The 17,309-nt window shown below is 58.0% G+C and carries 15 protein-coding genes, 4 tRNA genes and 1 riboswitch; of the genes, 15 read left to right on the top strand and 4 right to left on the bottom strand.

The features are described from left to right. Positions 1-71: 71 nt before the first annotated feature. The 3 genes from astB (at position 72) to astE (ending at position 2,794) form a co-directional block, all read left to right on the top strand. On the top strand, positions 72-1,418 hold the full coding sequence (astB, locus tag AWM69_RS04230) for an N-succinylarginine dihydrolase (protein ID WP_048379107.1): 1,347 nt from the start codon (positions 72-74) through the stop codon (positions 1,416-1,418). 64 nt (positions 1,419-1,482) lie between these two features. After that, positions 1,483-1,770 carry a hypothetical protein gene (locus AWM69_RS04225; protein WP_048379564.1) on the top strand — a complete coding sequence of 96 codons (288 nt, stop codon included), beginning with the start codon at positions 1,483-1,485 and terminating at the stop codon, positions 1,768-1,770. Positions 1,771-1,783: 13 nt separating this feature from the next. Then, complete coding sequence (astE, locus tag AWM69_RS04220; RefSeq protein ID WP_048379110.1) at positions 1,784-2,794, top strand: succinylglutamate desuccinylase; 1,011 nt, start codon at positions 1,784-1,786, stop codon at positions 2,792-2,794. A 76-nt stretch (positions 2,795-2,870) separates the two neighbouring features. On the opposite strand, the gene AWM69_RS04215 is transcribed toward astE, so the two are convergent. Continuing rightward, entirely contained in the window at positions 2,871-3,383 is a 513-nt protein-coding gene (locus AWM69_RS04215; RefSeq protein WP_048379112.1) for a 6,7-dimethyl-8-ribityllumazine synthase, read from the bottom strand. Positions 3,384-3,514: 131 nt separating this feature from the next. Continuing rightward, positions 3,515-3,683: riboswitch (FMN riboswitch) on the bottom strand. A 213-nt stretch (positions 3,684-3,896) separates the two neighbouring features. Between AWM69_RS04215 and ltaE the strand changes: the two genes are divergently transcribed. The 8 genes from ltaE to mgtE all read left to right on the top strand — a co-directional run bounded on the left by ltaE (position 3,897) and on the right by mgtE (position 11,794). After that, the gene (gene ltaE / locus AWM69_RS04210) at positions 3,897-4,901 is read left to right on the top strand and encodes a low-specificity L-threonine aldolase (RefSeq protein WP_218725843.1); all 1,005 of its coding nucleotides are present in this window, start codon (positions 3,897-3,899) and stop codon (positions 4,899-4,901) included. A 146-nt stretch (positions 4,902-5,047) separates the two neighbouring features. Beyond that, the gene (alaS, locus tag AWM69_RS04205) at positions 5,048-7,666 is read left to right on the top strand and encodes an alanine--tRNA ligase (protein WP_218725842.1); all 2,619 of its coding nucleotides are present in this window, start codon (positions 5,048-5,050) and stop codon (positions 7,664-7,666) included. A gap of 80 nt (positions 7,667-7,746) precedes the next feature. Beyond that, positions 7,747-8,982: an aspartate kinase gene (locus AWM69_RS04200; protein WP_131652745.1), complete on the top strand. Its 1,236-nt coding sequence runs from the start codon at positions 7,747-7,749 to the stop codon at positions 8,980-8,982. A 187-nt stretch (positions 8,983-9,169) separates the two neighbouring features. Beyond that, positions 9,170-9,358, top strand: a complete 189-nt coding sequence (csrA, locus tag AWM69_RS04195) for a carbon storage regulator CsrA (RefSeq protein ID WP_003175645.1) — start codon at positions 9,170-9,172, stop codon at positions 9,356-9,358. Between the two features lie 61 nt (positions 9,359-9,419). Further along, positions 9,420-9,510, top strand: a tRNA-Ser gene (locus AWM69_RS04190). Between the two features lie 107 nt (positions 9,511-9,617). Further along, positions 9,618-9,694: transfer RNA gene (locus tag AWM69_RS04185), tRNA-Arg, on the top strand. Positions 9,695-9,765: 71 nt separating this feature from the next. Further along, positions 9,766-9,842 (top strand) — tRNA-Arg (locus AWM69_RS04180). A gap of 509 nt (positions 9,843-10,351) precedes the next feature. Then, positions 10,352-11,794 (top strand): magnesium transporter, encoded by a 1,443-nt coding sequence (gene mgtE / locus AWM69_RS04175; RefSeq protein WP_131652746.1) that lies wholly within the window; start codon positions 10,352-10,354, stop codon positions 11,792-11,794. 140 nt (positions 11,795-11,934) lie between these two features. Here the strand turns inward: mgtE and AWM69_RS04170 are convergent, their stop codons facing one another. Beyond that, on the bottom strand, positions 11,935-12,261 hold the full coding sequence (locus AWM69_RS04170) for an Arc family DNA-binding protein (protein WP_048379119.1): 327 nt from the start codon (positions 12,259-12,261) through the stop codon (positions 11,935-11,937). A 266-nt stretch (positions 12,262-12,527) separates the two neighbouring features. Between AWM69_RS04170 and phnN the strand changes: the two genes are divergently transcribed. Continuing rightward, the gene (phnN, locus tag AWM69_RS04165) at positions 12,528-13,100 is read left to right on the top strand and encodes a phosphonate metabolism protein/1,5-bisphosphokinase (PRPP-forming) PhnN (RefSeq protein WP_218725841.1); all 573 of its coding nucleotides are present in this window, start codon (positions 12,528-12,530) and stop codon (positions 13,098-13,100) included. A 44-nt stretch (positions 13,101-13,144) separates the two neighbouring features. Here the strand turns inward: phnN and AWM69_RS04160 are convergent, their stop codons facing one another. Further along, positions 13,145-13,384, bottom strand: coding sequence for a hypothetical protein (locus tag AWM69_RS04160; RefSeq protein ID WP_218725840.1), 240 nt, complete (start codon positions 13,382-13,384; stop codon positions 13,145-13,147). A 433-nt stretch (positions 13,385-13,817) separates the two neighbouring features. Between AWM69_RS04160 and AWM69_RS04155 the strand changes: the two genes are divergently transcribed. The 3 genes from AWM69_RS04155 (at position 13,818) to chrA (ending at position 16,021) form a co-directional block, all read left to right on the top strand. Then, positions 13,818-13,894 (top strand) — tRNA-Arg (locus AWM69_RS04155). 355 nt (positions 13,895-14,249) lie between these two features. Continuing rightward, on the top strand, positions 14,250-14,627 hold the full coding sequence (locus tag AWM69_RS04150) for a cytochrome c (RefSeq protein ID WP_218725839.1): 378 nt from the start codon (positions 14,250-14,252) through the stop codon (positions 14,625-14,627). Positions 14,628-14,815: 188 nt separating this feature from the next. Then, on the top strand, positions 14,816-16,021 hold the full coding sequence (gene chrA / locus AWM69_RS04145) for a chromate efflux transporter (protein WP_218725838.1): 1,206 nt from the start codon (positions 14,816-14,818) through the stop codon (positions 16,019-16,021). A gap of 98 nt (positions 16,022-16,119) precedes the next feature. On the opposite strand, the gene AWM69_RS04140 is transcribed toward chrA, so the two are convergent. Next, a complete protein-coding gene (locus AWM69_RS04140; protein ID WP_218725837.1) occupies positions 16,120-17,307 on the bottom strand; it encodes a fumarylacetoacetate hydrolase family protein in 1,188 nt (395 codons plus the stop codon). Positions 17,308-17,309: the final 2 nt, after the last annotated feature.

Genomic DNA, 17,309 nt, shown 5'->3' with positions numbered 1-17,309 from the left:
GGGTCACGCCCCGATGCATCGCCGCCTGCGCCAGTCGCTACACAATTTAACTGTTTGCTGGAGCCTCACCGATGAAATCATTTGAAGTCAATTTTGACGGTTTAGTGGGGCCGACCCATAACTATGGCGGTTTGTCGTTTGGCAACGTCGCTTCCCAGAGCAACAGCCAGCAGGCTTCCAACCCGAAGGAAGCGGCGCTGCAAGGCCTGGAAAAAATGAAAGCGCTGATGGACATGGGTTTTGTCCAGGGCGTGCTGGCCCCGCAAGAGCGTCCGGATGTCGGAGCCTTGCGTAGCCTGGGCTTCAGCGGCAGCGATGCACAGGTCATTGCCCAGGCGGCCAAACAGGCTATGCCGCTGCTGGTTGCCAGTTGCTCGGCCTCGAGCATGTGGGTGGCCAACGCCGCCACGGTCAGCCCGAGCGCAGATACGGCTGACGGTCGGGTGCACTTCACCGCAGCCAACCTCAATTGCAAATTCCACCGCAGCATCGAGCATCCGACCACTAGCCGGGTGCTGGGTGCCATGTTTGCCGATCAACAGCATTTTGCGCACCACGCGGCGTTGCCGGCAGTGGCTCAATTTGGTGATGAGGGTGCAGCCAACCACACGCGTTTTTGCCGGGATTACGGCGAAGCGGGCGTTGAGTTCTTTGTGTTCGGGCGCAGTGCGTTCGATAGCCGTTACCCGGCCCCGCAAAAATACCCGGCGCGCCAGACCCTCGAAGCCTCTCAGGCGGTGGCTCGACTGCACGGCCTGAGCGAGGAGGGCGTGGTATTCGCCCAGCAAAATCCGGACGTAATCGATCAGGGCGTGTTCCATAACGATGTGATCGCGGTCGGCAATGGCGAGCTGCTGTTCCATCACCAGGATGCATTCCTCAACACCGATCAGATGCTGGCCGAATTGCACGGCAAGCTGGCTGCCCGGGGCGGCAACTTCCAGTCCATTTGTGTGCCGCGCGATCAGGTGGCGGTGGAGGACGCGGTGCGTTCCTACCTGTTCAACAGTCAGCTGCTGAGTCGCCCTGACGGTTCAATGCTGCTGATCGTCCCCGAGGAGTGTCGCGCCAATCCGCGGGTCTGGCAGTATCTGCAAGGCTTGACGGCCGCGGGTGGTCCGATTCGCGAGGTCAAGGTGTTTGATCTCAAGCAGAGCATGCAGAACGGCGGTGGTCCGGCTTGCCTGCGGTTGCGCGTCGCACTCAATGAAACCGAGCTGGCAGCGGTTAACCCGGGGGTTATCATGACCCCTGCGCTGTACGACACGCTGACCGGGTGGGTGAACAGGCACTACCGCGATGCCCTGCGTGAAAGCGACCTGGCGGACCCGCAATTGTTGATTGAATGCCGTACGGCACTGGATGAACTGACGCAAATCCTTAAACTGGGCGCGGTTTACCCCTTCCAGATCAATTGAGCCTGTGCGTGCCTGTGCGTTTGGCGCACCTGGGCACGCCTTTTCACCGAACGAGAACGAAATCATGAGCGATACCCTGAAGCTGATCCTTGAAGACACCGACGGCACCCAGCTGGAAACTTCCTGCACCCGTGTCGCCGTCATGTGGCAGGGCAAAGAGTTGTGGATCCAGCAAGACGGCCGTGGCCAGCTGCTGATTGGCGTAGACGTTGAGGAAGGTGATGCTGAATACGCCAACCTGCTGCTGCGCCCATTAGCGACTAACCTTGTCAGCCTGCAACTGGAGATGGAACCGGCAGACCTGAGTGATGACGAAGACGGTCACGTGCACGGTCCAGACTGCAATCACTGATTAAGGAAGGACTATGCTCGCTCTCGGCAAACTGCTTGAACTGACCCTGGCCGGACGTGAACCGGCCGAGAAGACTCAACTGACTGTCGACGGCGTGCGGATGCGCTGGCTGGCCGAGGGGGCACTTGAAGTGCGCCCTCCCGAGGCCCGCGACAACGGCATGGATGTGCTGTTGTCGGCCGGCATCCACGGTAATGAAACAGCACCGATCGAGTTGCTCGATCGTCTGTTGCATGACATCGCACGGGGCGATGTAAAGCCCCGTGCACGAATTCTGTTTTTGTTTGGCAACCCTGCGGCCATGCGCACTGGCGCAAGGTTTGTCGAAGAAGACCTCAATCGGCTGTTCAACGGTCGCCACGAGAACAGCAGTGGCCCGGAGGCCTTGCGTGCGTGCGAGCTTGAGCATTTGGCCGAAACGTTTTTCAGCCAGCCGGACCGCACCCGACTTCACTACGACCTGCACACGGCGATTCGGGGTTCGAAAATCGAACAGTTTGCGCTCTACCCTTATAAAGAGGGGCGTGCGCACTCTCGCGAAGAACTGGCCCGCCTGCGCGCTGCCGGCATGGAAGCGGTGCTGTTGCAGAACAAGCCTTCAATTGTATTCAGTGCCTACACCTACGATCGGCTCGGCGTCGAGGCGTTCACCCTTGAGCTGGGCAAGGCACGACCGTTCGGGCAGAACGCGGGGGTCAACGTTACGCGACTCGAGCGACGTCTGGAGCAGATCATCGAAGGGACGGAGCCGCCTTTGGCGGATGAATCCCTGGAGGGCTTGCAGCTGTTCAGCGTGGCCCGTGAAGTGATCAAGCACAGTGATGCGTTTATTCTGCATTTGCCGGCGGATGTCGAGAATTTCAGTGAGCTGCCCAAAGGCTATCTCTTGGCGCAGGACACGCCTCAGACCCGCTGGGTCATTGAAGAAGAGGGCGCCCGGATTATCTTCCCCAACCCCAAGGTGAAGAATGGCCTGCGTGCCGGCATGATCATCGAACCCGTGAGTTCGATGGCTTTTGCCTAGTTCTTTCGGCCAATACCCGGCCGTGTCCACAAACAAAAACAGGCCCTGAAAGGGCCTGTTTTTGTTGGCAGGGAAATTACACTGCGCGTTTTTGCTGGGTATCCATGCGCTTGATGTTGCGGATTTTCTGCAGGGTATCGACGCAGGTTTTTGCGGCTTCCTGGCCTTTGTGCACGAAGTGCTCAAAGTAGAAATTCTGGTGTTCTTCACCGGCATGGAAGTGATGCGGTGTCAGGCTTACCGAGAATACCGGGACTTCGGTTTCCAGTTGAACCTGCATCAGCGCGCTGACGACAGACTGCGCAACGAAGTCATGACGGTAGATGCCGCCATCGACCACCAGTGCGGCCCCGACGATACCGGCATAGCGGCCGGTCTTGGCCAGCAGCTTGGCGTGCAGCGGGATTTCAAACGCGCCACCCACTTCATAGAAATCGATATCGCTTTCCTGATAGCCCTGCACCAGCATTTCGGCCAGGAAGCCTTTGCGGCTCTGGTCGACAATCTCTTTGTGCCAGCAGGCCTGGATAAACGCTACACGCTCGTTGTGGTGGTTTTTGCTTTTGCTGTCGATTGCGGTGGGTTGCATGTTCTGACTCCTGTTTGTGTGAAAAACAGGGCATATGAATCGAATGGGATTTAAGGGTGCGTTCAGGCGGGTCATACAGAGCGATTCTGCATCGGTACATCCCCACCTGATTGACGGCCCTTTGGCGCCAATCCCGTTCTCTCTTCATCCGGACTATGACCGTCGGCCCCGGGATCACACCGGGTCTGCTGACCTTGCCATGCCTCAGCCAAAGCTGTCGGCCTGTCAAGCGCTCGCGGGCTAGACGCATTGCGCGCCATTACCGCCGGTGGGGAGTTACACCCCGCCCTGAGAACGTTGCCACCAGCCTTTCTGGCGGCGGACATTTTGTATCACATATATTTCACGGATGCATCGATGCTTTTTGCTAATAGCCATCAAGATTTCAGATCGGTTTGTCCGCGCATGACCCGCAATGCCCGAAATGTGACGGTTATGGGCTGCCGTCCTCTTGTTAGACAGGGATTCGGGCGATTAGCATCAAGGCTCCTTTGACATGGCCGAGGCTTCCAAATGACTGACATCGATCTTCGCAGTGACACAGTGACCCAGCCTAGCGTCGGCATGCGCGAGGCTATGGCGCAGGCCCCGCTTGGGGATGATGTGTATGGCGAGGATCCGGCGGTGAACAGGCTGGAAAGCGAGCTGGCATTGCGCCTGGGGTTTGCCGAGGCGCTGTTCGTGCCGTCGGGAACCATGAGCAATTTGCTGGCCCTGATGGCCCATTGCGGACGTGGCGATGAGTACATCGTCGGTCAGCAGGCCCATACCTACAAATATGAAGGCGGCGGTGCGGCCGTTCTGGGTTCTATTCAGCCGCAGCCGCTGGAAGTCCAGGCGGATGGTTCGCTGGACCTGGGGCAGGTGGCCGCGGCCATCAAACCCGACGATTTCCACTTCGCCCGCACCCGCTTGCTGGCGCTGGAAAACACCATGCAAGGCAAAGTGCTGCCCGCCGAGTACTTGGCCGCCGCCAGTCGCCTGACCCGCGAACATGGCCTGGCGCTGCACCTTGATGGCGCGCGGCTGTACAACGCGGCGGTAGAAATGGGCGTGGAAGCGAAAGAAATTACCCGGCATTTCGACTCGGTGTCGGTGTGCCTGTCCAAGGGGCTGGGCGCGCCTGTGGGGTCGGTGCTGTGCGGCACGGCTGACTTGATCGCACGAGCCCGGCGTTTGCGCAAAATGGTCGGGGGTGGCATGCGCCAGGCCGGTCAATTGGCGGCTGCCGGGCTGTATGCGCTGGATCATCAGGTGGAGCGTCTGGCCGATGACCATGTCCATGCCCGGTTGCTGGCGGACGGCTTGCGCGCCTCGGGTTATGCGGTCGAGCCGGTACAGACCAATATGGTGTACGTTCAGGTGGGTGAGCGGTGTGACGCGCTCAAAGCCTTCGCTGCTGCACGCGGCATTCGCTTGAGTGCGGCTGCGCGACTGCGCATGGTGACGCACATGGATGTCAGTCGTGCGCAGATTGAGCAAGTGGTCGACGTTTTTGCTGATTTTTCCCGCCAATGAGCTTGCAATCCGTCCAATTGCTTGTCGCTATCGTATAAACACGCTGTACCCGGGGCGAAGGGCCGATATAATGCGGCCCTTTGCGAGTCGCACTGTCGATTGACGTGATTTACTTGCCTCTGGCCGCAGCCTCCGTGGAAGAACCTATGAAAAGCGCAGAAATCCGTGAAGCCTTCCTTCGCTTCTTCGAGGAGCAAGGTCACACCCGTGTCCCTTCCAGCTCCTTGGTCCCGAATAACGACCCGACCCTGCTGTTCACTAACGCGGGGATGAACCAGTTCAAGGACTGTTTCCTGGGTCAAGAAAAACGTGCCTACACCCGAGCGACCAGCAGCCAGAAGTGCGTGCGAGCCGGCGGCAAGAACAGCGACCTGGAAAACGTCGGTTACACCGCGCGTCACCACACCTTCTTTGAAATGCTCGGCAACTTCAGCTTTGGCGATTACTTCAAGAAGGACGCGATCAATTTCGCCTGGACCTTCCTGACCGGCGTATTGCAGCTGCCGAAAGACAAACTCTGGGTGACCGTCTACGCCAGCGATGACGAAGCCTACGATATCTGGACCCAGGGCGTCGGTGTGCCTGCCGAGCGCATGATCCGTATCGGCGACAACAAGGGCGCCCCGTACGCATCGGACAACTTCTGGACCATGGGCGATACCGGTCCGTGTGGCCCGTGCACCGAGATTTTCTATGATCACGGCCCTGAAATCTGGGGTGGCCCGCCGGGTTCGCCAGACGAAGACGGTGATCGCTACATCGAAATCTGGAACAACGTGTTCATGCAGTTCAACCGCACCGCCGATGGCGTGTTGCATCCGTTGCCAGCTCCATCGGTCGACACCGGCATGGGCCTGGAGCGGATCAGTGCGGTCATGCAGCACGTTAACTCCAACTACGACATCGACCTGTTCCAGAGCCTGCTGAAGGCGTCGGCTGAAGCGATCGGTTGTGCCAATGAAGGCCAGGCGTCGCTGAAGGTTGTGGCTGACCACATCCGTTCGTGCAGCTTCCTGATCGCTGATGGTGTACTGCCTTCCAACGAAGGTCGCGGCTACGTGCTGCGTCGCATCATTCGCCGCGCATGCCGTCATGGCAACAAGCTGGGCGCGACCGGTAACTTCTTCTACAAGATCGTCGCGGCCCTGGTGGCCGAGATGGGCGGCAGCTTCCCGGAGCTGGTGCGCGAACAGTCCAACATCGAACGCGTACTCAAAGCAGAAGAAGAGCAGTTCTCCAAGACGCTGGAGCAGGGCCTGAAAATCCTCGAGCTGGATCTGGCTGAGCTCAAGGGCACCGTGGTACCGGGCGATGTCGTGTTCAAACTCTACGACACCTACGGCTTCCCGATGGACCTGACGGCCGACATCGCCCGTGAGCGTAATCTGACCGTGGACGAAGAAGGCTTTGAGCGCGAGATGGAAGCCCAGCGTGTTCGCGCACGTTCGGCCAGCTCGTTCGGGCTGGACTACAACACACTGGTCAAGGTCGATGTGCCAACCGAGTTCATCGGTTACAGTGCGACCCAGGGCTCGGCCAAGGTCGTAGCACTCTATAAAGACGGCCAATCGGTTGCCAGCTTGAATGAAGGCGACGAGGGTGTGGTTGTTCTCGATCAAACCCCGTTCTACGCCGAGTCTGGCGGCCAGGTCGGTGACTGCGGTTATCTGCAAGCGGGTGCTGCCCGTTTTGACGTGCGCGACACGACAAAAGCCGGTGGCGCTTTCCTGCACCACGGTATGGTGGCTGCAGGCGGCCTGAAGGTCGGCGAAGTCGTAGAAACCCGTGTGGATGCCGATGTGCGTCACGCCACGGCGTTGAACCATTCGGCGACCCACTTGTTGCACGCCGCCTTGCGTCAGGTGCTGGGCGAGCACGTTCAGCAAAAGGGCTCGCTGGTCGACAGTCAGCGCATGCGTTTTGACTTCAGCCACTTTGAAGCCATCAAGCCAGAGCAGATCAAGGCCCTGGAAGATATCGTCAACGCCGAGATTCGCAAGAACACCCCGGTCGAGACCGAAGAGACCGACATCGAGACCGCCAAGCAAAAAGGCGCCATGGCGCTGTTTGGCGAGAAATACGGCGACAGCGTACGCGTGCTGAGCATGGGCGGCGCTTTCTCGGTCGAACTGTGCGGCGGTATCCACGCCAAGCGCACCGGTGACATCGGCCTGATGAAGATCATCAGCGAAAGCGGTGTCGCTTCGGGTATTCGCCGGATTGAGGCCGTTACCGGTGCTGCGGCACTGGCCTACCTCAATGCAGCCGAAGAGCAGCTCAAGGAAGCGGCAACCCTGATCAAGGGTTCCCGTGAAACCCTGCTCGACAAGTTGTCGTCCGTGCTGGAGCGCAATCGCCAGCTGGAGAAGCAACTCGAACAATTGCAGGCCAAGGCCGCAAGCGCTGCCGGCGACGATCTGTCATCCTCGGCAGTGGACGTAAAAGGCGTGAAAGTGCTGACCGCTCGCCTGGACGGTCAGGATGGCAAGGCGCTGCTGGCGCTGGTAGACCAGCTGAAGAACAAGCTCGGCCGTGCAGTGATCCTGCTCGGCAGTGTTCATGAGGACAAGGTTGTATTGGTTGCAGGCGTAACCAAGGACCTGACTGGCCAACTCAAAGCCGGTGATTTGATGAAGCAGGCTGCTGCGGCAGTGGGCGGGAAGGGCGGTGGTCGTCCGGATATGGCGCAGGGTGGCGGTGTTGACGCTGCGGCCCTGGACGCTGCGTTGGCCCTGACTGTGCCATTTGTCGAACAGGGTATCTGAGGTCCAGCACGCGTCGTCTGGTGGCGGCGCGTTGTTTGAATGATAAATGGGCGCCCTTTATGGGCTGAGGCTGCTTTGAAATGGCTTTGATCGTACAGAAATTTGGAGGCACCTCGGTAGGCTCTGTCGAGAGAATCGAGCAGGTCGCCGATAAGGTTAAGAAGTTTCGCGAAGCCGGCAATGACCTGGTTATTGTCCTGTCAGCGATGAGTGGCGAAACCAATCGCCTGATTGCGCTGGCCAAACAGATCAGCGATCAGCCGTTGCCGCGTGAACTGGATGTGATCGTATCCACCGGTGAGCAGGTAACGATCGGCTTGCTGGCCATGGCGCTGAACAAGCGTGGCGTACCTGCGGTGTCCTACACCGGTAGCCAGGTGCGCATTCTCACCGACAGCTCGCACACCAAGGCCCGGATCCTGCACATTGATGATCAGAAGATTCGCGCTGATCTCAAGGCCGGTCGTGTGGTGGTGGTGGCAGGCTTCCAGGGTGTTGATGAGCAGGGCAATATCACGACCCTCGGTCGCGGTGGCTCCGATACGACCGGTGTTGCACTGGCGGCAGCCTTGAAGGCTGATGAATGCCAGATCTACACCGATGTCGACGGCGTCTATACCACTGACCCGCGGGTTGTGGCACAGGCGCAGCGTCTGGAAAAGATCACCTTTGAAGAAATGCTGGAAATGGCCAGCCTGGGTTCCAAGGTGTTGCAGATCCGTGCTGTCGAGTTTGCAGGCAAGTACAACGTTCCGCTGCGCGTATTGCACAGCTTCAAAGAGGGTCCGGGCACCCTCATTACTATTGATGAAGAGGAATCCATGGAACAGCCGATCATTTCTGGCATCGCTTTCAACCGCGACGAAGCCAAGCTGACCATCCGTGGCGTGCCAGACACTCCGGGCGTGGCGTTCAAGATCCTGGGCCCGATCAGTGCGGCCAATATCGAAGTCGACATGATTGTGCAGAACGTTGCACACGACAACACCACCGACTTCACCTTCACGGTTCACCGCAATGACTACCAGGCAGCCATGCTGATCCTGGAAAACACCTCCCGTGAGATCGGTGCGCGCGAAGTGGTGGGTGATACCAACATTGCCAAGGTGTCGATTGTCGGTGTGGGCATGCGCTCTCACGCAGGCGTTGCCAGCCGCATGTTCGAGTCCCTGGCCAAAGAGGGCATCAACATCCTGATGATCTCGACCTCCGAGATCAAAGTCTCTGTGGTTATTGAAGAGAAGTACCTGGAGCTGGCCGTGCGTTCCCTGCACACCGCTTTTGAACTGGATGCACCTGCCCGACAGGGTGAGTAACGCGTTGCCCGAAGGGCGCGGTTGATCCGCGCCCTTTGTTTTTTTGATGAGCGTGTTCGGATACCTTTCGTTTCGTCACGCTGATCAATACGAAGGAGCGGAGGGCTTTAGCTGTTTAGCTAGTAGTCCGCCGCCCTTTTTTTTTGCAGACTGTTGTTCCTGAAATGAATTGCGTGAGGAGAAACGTATGCTGATTTTGACTCGCCGGTGCGCAGAAAGCCTGATCATAGGCGACGGCGAAATTACTGTGACCGTGCTGGGCGTCAAAGGAAACCAAGTGCGAATTGGTGTGAATGCTCCCAAGGAAGTGGCTGTACACCGTGAGGAAATCTACCTCCGGATCAAGAAAGAAAAGGATGAAGAACCAAGTCTCTAATTTTATTTAAGTTTTTGGTTGCATACGGGGAAAAGGCTGGTTATTATACGCCCCGTGTTGCGGAGAGGTGGCCGAGTGGCCGAAGGCGCTCCCCTGCTAAGGGAGTACATCTCAAAAGGGTGTCGGGGGTTCGAATCCCCCCTTCTCCGCCATTATTCATGTAGCACGTTCGAATCTAGCCATTTCAGTAAGTTGTTGAATTTATTGAAAAAAGTACTTGGCAGAGAGATTCAACGGTCTATAATACGCAGCTTCAAATGCACTCGTAGCTCAGCTGGATAGAGTACTCGGCTACGAACCGAGCGGTCACAGGTTCGAATCCTGTCGAGTGCACCATTTAAGAGTTAGTTGCCCAGGCAGTTAACTTTGCTTCAACCAGCGGTGGTCTGGTCTAACAAACACAACTTGCACTCGTAGCTCAGCTGGATAGAGTACTCGGCTACGAACCGAGCGGTCACAGGTTCGAATCCTGTCGAGTGCACCAAACACCAAAAAGCCCGCATCCAATGCGGGCTTTTTGCTGTCTGCGATTTGAGTGGATCGCCCATGCCTCTGCAGATCAGCGCGAACTTGTAACGTCACAGACTTGTCTGATGATTACTGTAGCGGCTGGCGCGGTATGAAGGCTGCGATAAAAGGCCTGAAGGGGTTTCGCTTTTAAAGCAGCAGGGTTGCCATGCCGCTCATCGCGGTCTGCCGCAGCGGCTACATATGTGGTTGAGGTGCAGCTTTTGTGCTCCGCTACGATGACTCGGCGTCGCATAGCCTGTCAGGCAGACAAAATCCCGTAACGTCCCTCCAAGCATTTGTTATCCCGAGATTTTTGCCTCATTAATTTTGAAGCCGTGTATGATTGCGCCCGTCAGCCCCGCCGGGGCTTGTGGAATACCTCCATGGACTTACCCAGTAGTAATTCAGCATCCCGTTTTTCCAATCACGAATTGACTGATTGATCCTTCCGGCGTGCCCTGCTGCTGGGAGTGGAGTTCGCCTATGACCGAAGTTGAAGTAAAGAAAACGCAAGACAGCCTGCAAAGCCGCCTCGCTCAAGTTATTGAGCTGCTTAATCGCCAGCGTGTGGTCGAAGACCTGACTCATCGTCAGGAAGGCCAGCACCATGATCGGGTTGAAAACCTGGTCCATCGGCAAAACCTTGTTGAGCTCCAGCGCAAACTGGAAGACCTGCACTCCGCGGACGTTGCCTACATCCTTGAAGCATTGCCACTGGACGACCGCCTGACGGTCTGGCAGTTGGTCAAGGCTGATCGCGATGGCGACATCCTGCTTGAAGTGTCTGACTCTGTGCGTGAAACCCTGATCGCCGACATGGACGATCATGAACTCCTGGCCGCAGCCAAGGAGATGGACGCCGACGAGCTTGCGGATCTGGCCCCTGAGCTGCCACGGGACGTCGTCCATGAGCTGATGGAAACCCTCGATGGCCAGCAGCGTGAGCGCGTTCGCTCCGCATTGTCCTATAACGAGGATCAGGTCGGCGCCCTGATGGACTTCGAGATGGTAACGATCCGTGAGGACGTCAGCCTAGAAGTGGTATTGCGTTACCTGCGTCGTCTCAAGGAGTTGCCGGGCCACACCGACAAACTGTTTGTGGTGGATTACGACGGTGCGCTGAAGGGTGTGCTGCCGATCAAGCGTCTGCTGGTCAACGACCCTGAAAAACAAGTGTCTGAAGTCATGGCCAATGATCCGGTGAGCTTTCATCCGGATGAAGACGCCTACGACGCAGCGCTGGCATTTGAACGTTACGATTTGATCTCGGCCCCGGTGGTCGACAAGAACGGCAAGTTGATTGGTCGTTTGACCATCGATGAAATGGTTGACCTGATCCGTGAGGAGAGCGAAAGCGAAGTTCTCAACATGGCCGGTCTGCGCGAAGAAGAAGACATCTTCGCTTCGGTCTGGAAATCCCTGCGTAACCGTTGGGCCTGGCTGGCAGTCAACCTGGTCACAGCCTTTATCGCTTCGCGGGTCATCGGCCTGTTTGAAGGCTCGATCGAAAAGCTGGTGGCGCTGGCTGCTCTGATGCCTATTGTGGCCGGGATTGGCGGCAACTCGGGCAACCAGACCATTACCATGATCGTGCGCGCGATGGCGCTGGATCAGGTCAACACCGGCAGTACCTCGCGCTTGATGCGCAAGGAGCTGGCCGTGGGGTTGATCAACGGCCTGGTGTGGGGCGGGGTGATCGGCGTCGTTGCGTATCTGCTTTACGGCAGTTGGTCACTGGGAGTGGTCATGACCGCGGCCATGACCCTCAACCTGCTGCTGGCCGCCTTGATGGGCGTGTTGATCCCCATGACCCTTGCCCGGTTGGGGCGTGACCCGGCCATGGGGGCGAGCGTGATGATCACCGCCATGACTGACAGTGGCGGCTTCTTTATCTTTCTGGGGCTGGCGACAATCTTCCTGCTCTGATGAGCAACGGCCTGAACGGATCACTATCGGTTCAGGCCGATCAGGTTGCGGAACACTATCGTATTTGTTGTGAAGTGGGCGCTGAATCGCGGCCATAAAAAAAGCCAGCGCAGTGCTGGCTTTTTAGTGTCTGGTTTATATCAGGATGCGCTGGATGTGGCTTCGGCATCATGAGCAATCAGCGAAACCAGGGCGTTTTGCTGGCGGTGGGACAGTTGGCGGAAGCGTTGCAGCAATTCGCGTTCATTCAGTGAGAGCTCGGGGCTGTCCATGCGCATGCTGAGTTCTTCACCCAGTGCGCCTTCCTGAATGAGGCTCTGCTCCAAGCGGGCAATGATTTCAGAGTTCATGCTGCGGTGGTGATTGCGGGCCACTTCAGCAATGCGCTCGCGCATTCCGTCTGGCAGGCGTACGACGAACTTGTCAGCCGTACGGCTAGAATAAATTGCCTGTTTCAATGGGCGCATATAATTAACCGGTTAGTTCAGGGGAGCGGTTCTGGGGGATTGGCCGCACGATGTGTTTTAAGACCATCTTTACGGCCAAATGTTCAACCTGAATTGCTAGGAGGCGAGCATCATGCCTCAAGCTCGACACTTCATTGGCGTCAATTCTGTGACAAATATTGAACCGGAGTAAGGCGTTATGCCAGTAGTGATGGGTACTAGAGAACGATTTTTTTGATTCGTTCACGGGCTTTTTGCTCATCTAAACACTGTGGGAGAGGCAAAAAGTGCCAGGTAAGTTGATCTATTTGATGGGACCTTCGGGCTCGGGCAAAGACAGCTTGATCGATGCAGCGCGCCCAGAACTGGCAACGCGCGGATGTGAAGTGGTGCGGCGGGTGATTACGCGCTCGGCAGAGGCCGTCGGCGAGGATGCACAGGGCGTCTCGCGTGAGGTGTTCCGTGCGCTCAAGGTGCAAGGGGCCTTTGCCCTGGACTGGCAGGCCAACGGCCTGGAGTATGGGATCCCTGTCCAGATTGACGACTGGCTGCAAGCTGGGCGCCACGTGCTGATCAACGGATCGAGGGCGCATCTTGAACACGCTCGCGCCCGTTACCCGGATTTGCTGGCAATCAGGGTAAGTGTGGATGCCGGGGTGCTGCAAAGGCGTTTACTGGCGCGTGGTCGCGAGACGCCGGATGAAATCAGCACCCGGCTCAAGCGAAATGAATTGTTTATTGACGGTGAGGGCGCTTCGAGTGGCGGCCCGGTGCAGCGTCTGGATAACTCGTCAACGTTGGAAGCAGGGGTTCAAACCTTGTTGGAGTTGATCGATGCCGCGCTAGCGCCCTCGGCGTAACAGCGCCCGGCGTCCGCTCAGTCAGGGTGCGAGCCGGGCTCTGATCAAAATACCCAATGTTCGCTTTGGGTGGTCTGGTTGACCACAGGTTGTGAGGTGGCCAAATGGGCCGCGGAGCCGTTGGCGCCCGTCATCACAGCCCATTGGGGCTGCGGTTTCAGTGGTTTTGTGTAAGTACCTGCAACCTCGACCTCCGTGGCCGCCGTGGAGGTGACGGGTTGATAGTGGGACACCAGCAGCACGGCCAGAGCGAGGGCATTCAAGACTAAAAGGGCGCTGTTCATGGTGGTCATCCCTGAAGGGGTGGGCGGAGTAAAGAGTTGCACTGATTAGAGCAGGCTTCGTGCCAACTGTTTTTTTTGTAAAAAATCCTTATAAATCAATATGTTATGTTTTATTTTGAGTGCTGTTGGGTTGCATCTTGCAATGATGGCTTTTTGGGGTAGTGCAATTTGCACGATGCTTGTGAGTCCGGGTGCAGGCAGGCCAGATTGAAGGGGGTGATTACTGCGACCATAACCCTGCAGGCAACACCTCCCTTAGAGCGGACAAAGCGTTCGGCCCAAGGGCTTTTATGGTGGCTAAGACGCAAGCGCCAAGGCCACCTGGTGGGTGCCGACAGCTAAAAAGCCCACGGACGACATGACAAACCAGGGCCCGGCCGTTACCATGCACGCCGTTGATTGCAGCGCACGTCTTGTGCGATGCAAAAAGTGTGTCTCAGTAGCTCAATTGGATAGAGCATCCCCCTCCTAAGGGGAAGGTTGCAGGTTCGAACCCCGCCTGGGACACCATATAATTGGGCCTTTCTGGCCATCCTCCTGACGACGGCGTTTCTCTGTGACAGCAGCGTACCGGCAGGAGGAATAAATAAAGCCCTTTCAGAATGATCTGGAGGGGCTTTTTCGTATTCACGGCTCAAGGAAGATGCTGTTGGAAAGACCTGCGCAATTCTTATTACGTGCTGCAACAGCTGTTGTTTCGCCTGCGGCATTCAGCAGCAGATGCGCGGCAATGCCAGCGAGCCAGTTGATCTCTTGCGCGTGCGAACGAATCGCTGTTCAAAATACCGACACTCTTGCGTGTTGCAGCAGTCCCTCCGGGTCTGCCTCTATTCGGCTCTGAATTAACGATAAGGCCATGTAATAAATGAAATTATTATGTATCGCTTTGCTAGGGCTTTTATCCCTCACTCAACTCTCGCTGTCCTTTGCGGATAATGTTAATGGGAAAAAGCTCTATTCGCAGAGGTGCATGATGTGCCACGGACTAAACCTCAAGGGAACAGGGCCGTTGGCCAATAAAAGCACGCCTGCGACGCCTGACCTTACCCGGTCAACTTTCAAGAAGCGTCTCAAGGACTATCCGGGCGTTATTGTGTCATCGATCATACTTCGTCCCAATGGAGACTTGATTCCAAGGACCTTGAAAGAGAATGGTGTGAAGCTACCGGCGCATGCCTGGAGTGTTAAGGATCTGCGTGATTTGAATGAATACATGAGCGGTGTGATTTCAAAAAGTCCATGATCTTGAGAGGCACCAGGCCTGCACTCAGTAAAGTCTTCAGGAACCCATTGGCGGACCTCGGGAGCTGCACAGGCAGCAACTCACCGCCTGGTTGCCTGCATGCGTTTATACCCTGAGCCTATAATTTTGCACGGGTGACAGGGTGCGTGTTCAGCAGGATGTGTCCAGTTCAAGCATGAGGCGTTTGCATGGTCAGTTCGGGTATCAATCAACGCAGTAGTGCATGGGCTGTGTTTCTGGTTTTTTTGCGCCTTGGGCTGACGTCTTTCGGTGGGCCAATTGCTCATCTGGGGTATTTTCGCGAGGAGTTTGTGACGCGGCGGCAGTGGCTGACGGATCGCAGTTATGCGGATCTGGTGGCGCTCTGCCAATTCTTGCCGGGACCGGCCAGCAGCCAGGTCGGTATCGCGCTGGGGTTGTCGCGGGCGGGGTACGGGGGGGCGTTGGCGGCGTGGGCGGGTTTTACCTTGCCGTCGGCGATTGTCCTGATCCTGTTTGCACTGGGTATTTCCCATTACGGCACTGCCATTTCATCCGGCGCCTTGCACGGGCTTAAAGTGGTGGCCGTGGCGGTGGTGGCTCAAGCGGTCTGGGGTATGGCGCGCACCCTGTGCACGGACGTGCGGCGAGTCACCCTGATGATGCTGGCCGCCTGCGTGGTGTTGGTCGAGCCCTCAGCGTGGGGGCAGGTCGGGGTGATTGTTGTGGCGGGGGTTGCCGGGCTGTTGCTGTTCAAACCGGAACGGCGCGACGTGCACGATCCGCTGCCGATGCCGGTCAGTCAACGGGCAGGAATCATCTGCCTGGCGCTGTTTGTGCTGTTGCTGGTCGGCCTGCCGCTTTTGGCAGAACGCTTGCCGAATCAGACCGTGGCCCTGGTGGATGCATTCTACCGGGCGGGGTCGCTGGTATTCGGTGGCGGCCATGTGGTGTTGCCCTTGTTGCAAGCAGAGGTGGTGCCTGCGGGCTGGGTCAGCAATGACGTGTTCCTGGCCGGTTATGGGGCTGCGCAAGCGGTGCCGGGACCGCTGTTTACCTTTGCCGCTTTTCTCGGGGCGTCCATGAACCTCGCGCCTTCAGGCTGGGCAGGAGGCATGGTGTGTTTGCTGGCGATCTTCGCGCCCTCCTTTTTGTTGATTATCGGCGCCTTGCCTTTTTGGGAGCAGTTGCGCCGTAGCTTGCGTACACAGGCGGCACTGGCCGGGGTGAATGCGGCGGTGGTCGGTCTGTTGCTGGCCGCGCTGTATCAGCCGGTCTGGACCAGTGCGATTCTGCGGCCTGAAGATTTTGCGTTGGCGCTCCTTGCCCTGGTCGCGCTGATGTTCTGGAAACTCCCGCCATGGCTGGTGGTGCTCGGCAGCGGGGTCGCAGGTTGGGGGCTGAGCGTTATGTGATGAACATGCCAGGTACCCGGCCAGAATAAAAAAGCCCCGCTGGAGGATGTCTCCGGCGGGGCTTTTTCGCATCAGCGCTCAGGGGTGAGCGCCCTCGCTCATGCCTGTCCGAGTACGCCGCGTTGCGCCAGGTTCTTCATCAGGGCTCCGACCCCGAATGCCCAGGGCGCCGCCTGGTCGCTGCCGGTGACACGGTTATGCAGCGCGCCGAGGGCAGGGGACGAGATGCTCACCACATCCCCTTCCTTATGGGTAAAGCCCTGACCCGGTTGATCGCGGTCGTCGGTGGGGGCGAACAGGGTGCCGAGGAACAGCACGAAGCCGTCCGGATACTGGTGGTTGGCGTTGAGTGTCTGCTGCGCCAGGTCCGCCGGGTCGCGGCTGATCTGGCTCATTGAACTGTTGCCGTTGAGCACGTAGCCGTCCTGGCCTTCGACCCGCAAGGTCACTTCGCAACGACGCACGTCATCCAGGCTGAAATGCTCATCGAACAGCCGAATGAACGGCCCCAATGCACAAGAAGCGTTGTTGTCCTTGGCTTTGCTCAGCAGCAGCGCACTGCGCCCTTCGAAGTCGCGCAGGTTGACGTCGTTGCCCAGGGTTGCGCCGTGGATCCGGCCCTGGCTGTCCACCGCCAGCACCACTTCCGGCTCAGGGTTGTTCCAGCTGGAACCGGGATGGACGCCGATCGCGTTGCCGCTGCCCACCGCCGCCAGAATCGGCGCTTTGGTGAAGATTTCGGCGTCTGGGCCGATGCCGACTTCCAGGTATTGCGACCACATGTTCTGCTCGATCAGCACCTGCTTGAGGCGCATGGCTTCCGGTGATCCGGGGCGCAGGTCGCGCAGGTTGTCGCCGATCACGTCCTGCACCAGGGCACGGATGTGTTCGGCACGCAGGGCATCGCCGCCGGCTTTTTCCTCGATCACCCGCTCGATCATGCTGGCGGCGAAGGTCACGCCGGCGGCCTTGATCACCTGCAGGTCGGCAGGGGCCAGCAGGTAAGGTTGTGCCGGATCACGCTGTTCGCCGCTGTTGGCCAGCAGGGCCTGAAGGGTGCCCAGCGAAGTACCGCGGGTTTCGCGCACGGTTTGCAGCGGTGACGGCGTTTCCAGCAACAGGCTCAGGGTGGAGAAGCGTGCGGTGCAGTCGATCACTTCACCGTCACGCACCACGACCACCGCGGGGCCGCCGGACGTGCCCGGCAGCCACACCCGACCGACCAGCGTTGCGCGTTGCCAGTCGTGGGGCAGAGAGTTTTCTACGGTTAATTGCAGAGATTTCATAA

Origin of the sequence: Pseudomonas sp. D1HM, from assembly GCF_019266105.1 — a bacterium.
GTDB lineage: Bacteria > Pseudomonadota > Gammaproteobacteria > Pseudomonadales > Pseudomonadaceae > Aquipseudomonas > Aquipseudomonas taetrolens.
This window is presented reverse-complemented; position numbering and strand designations above follow the sequence as displayed.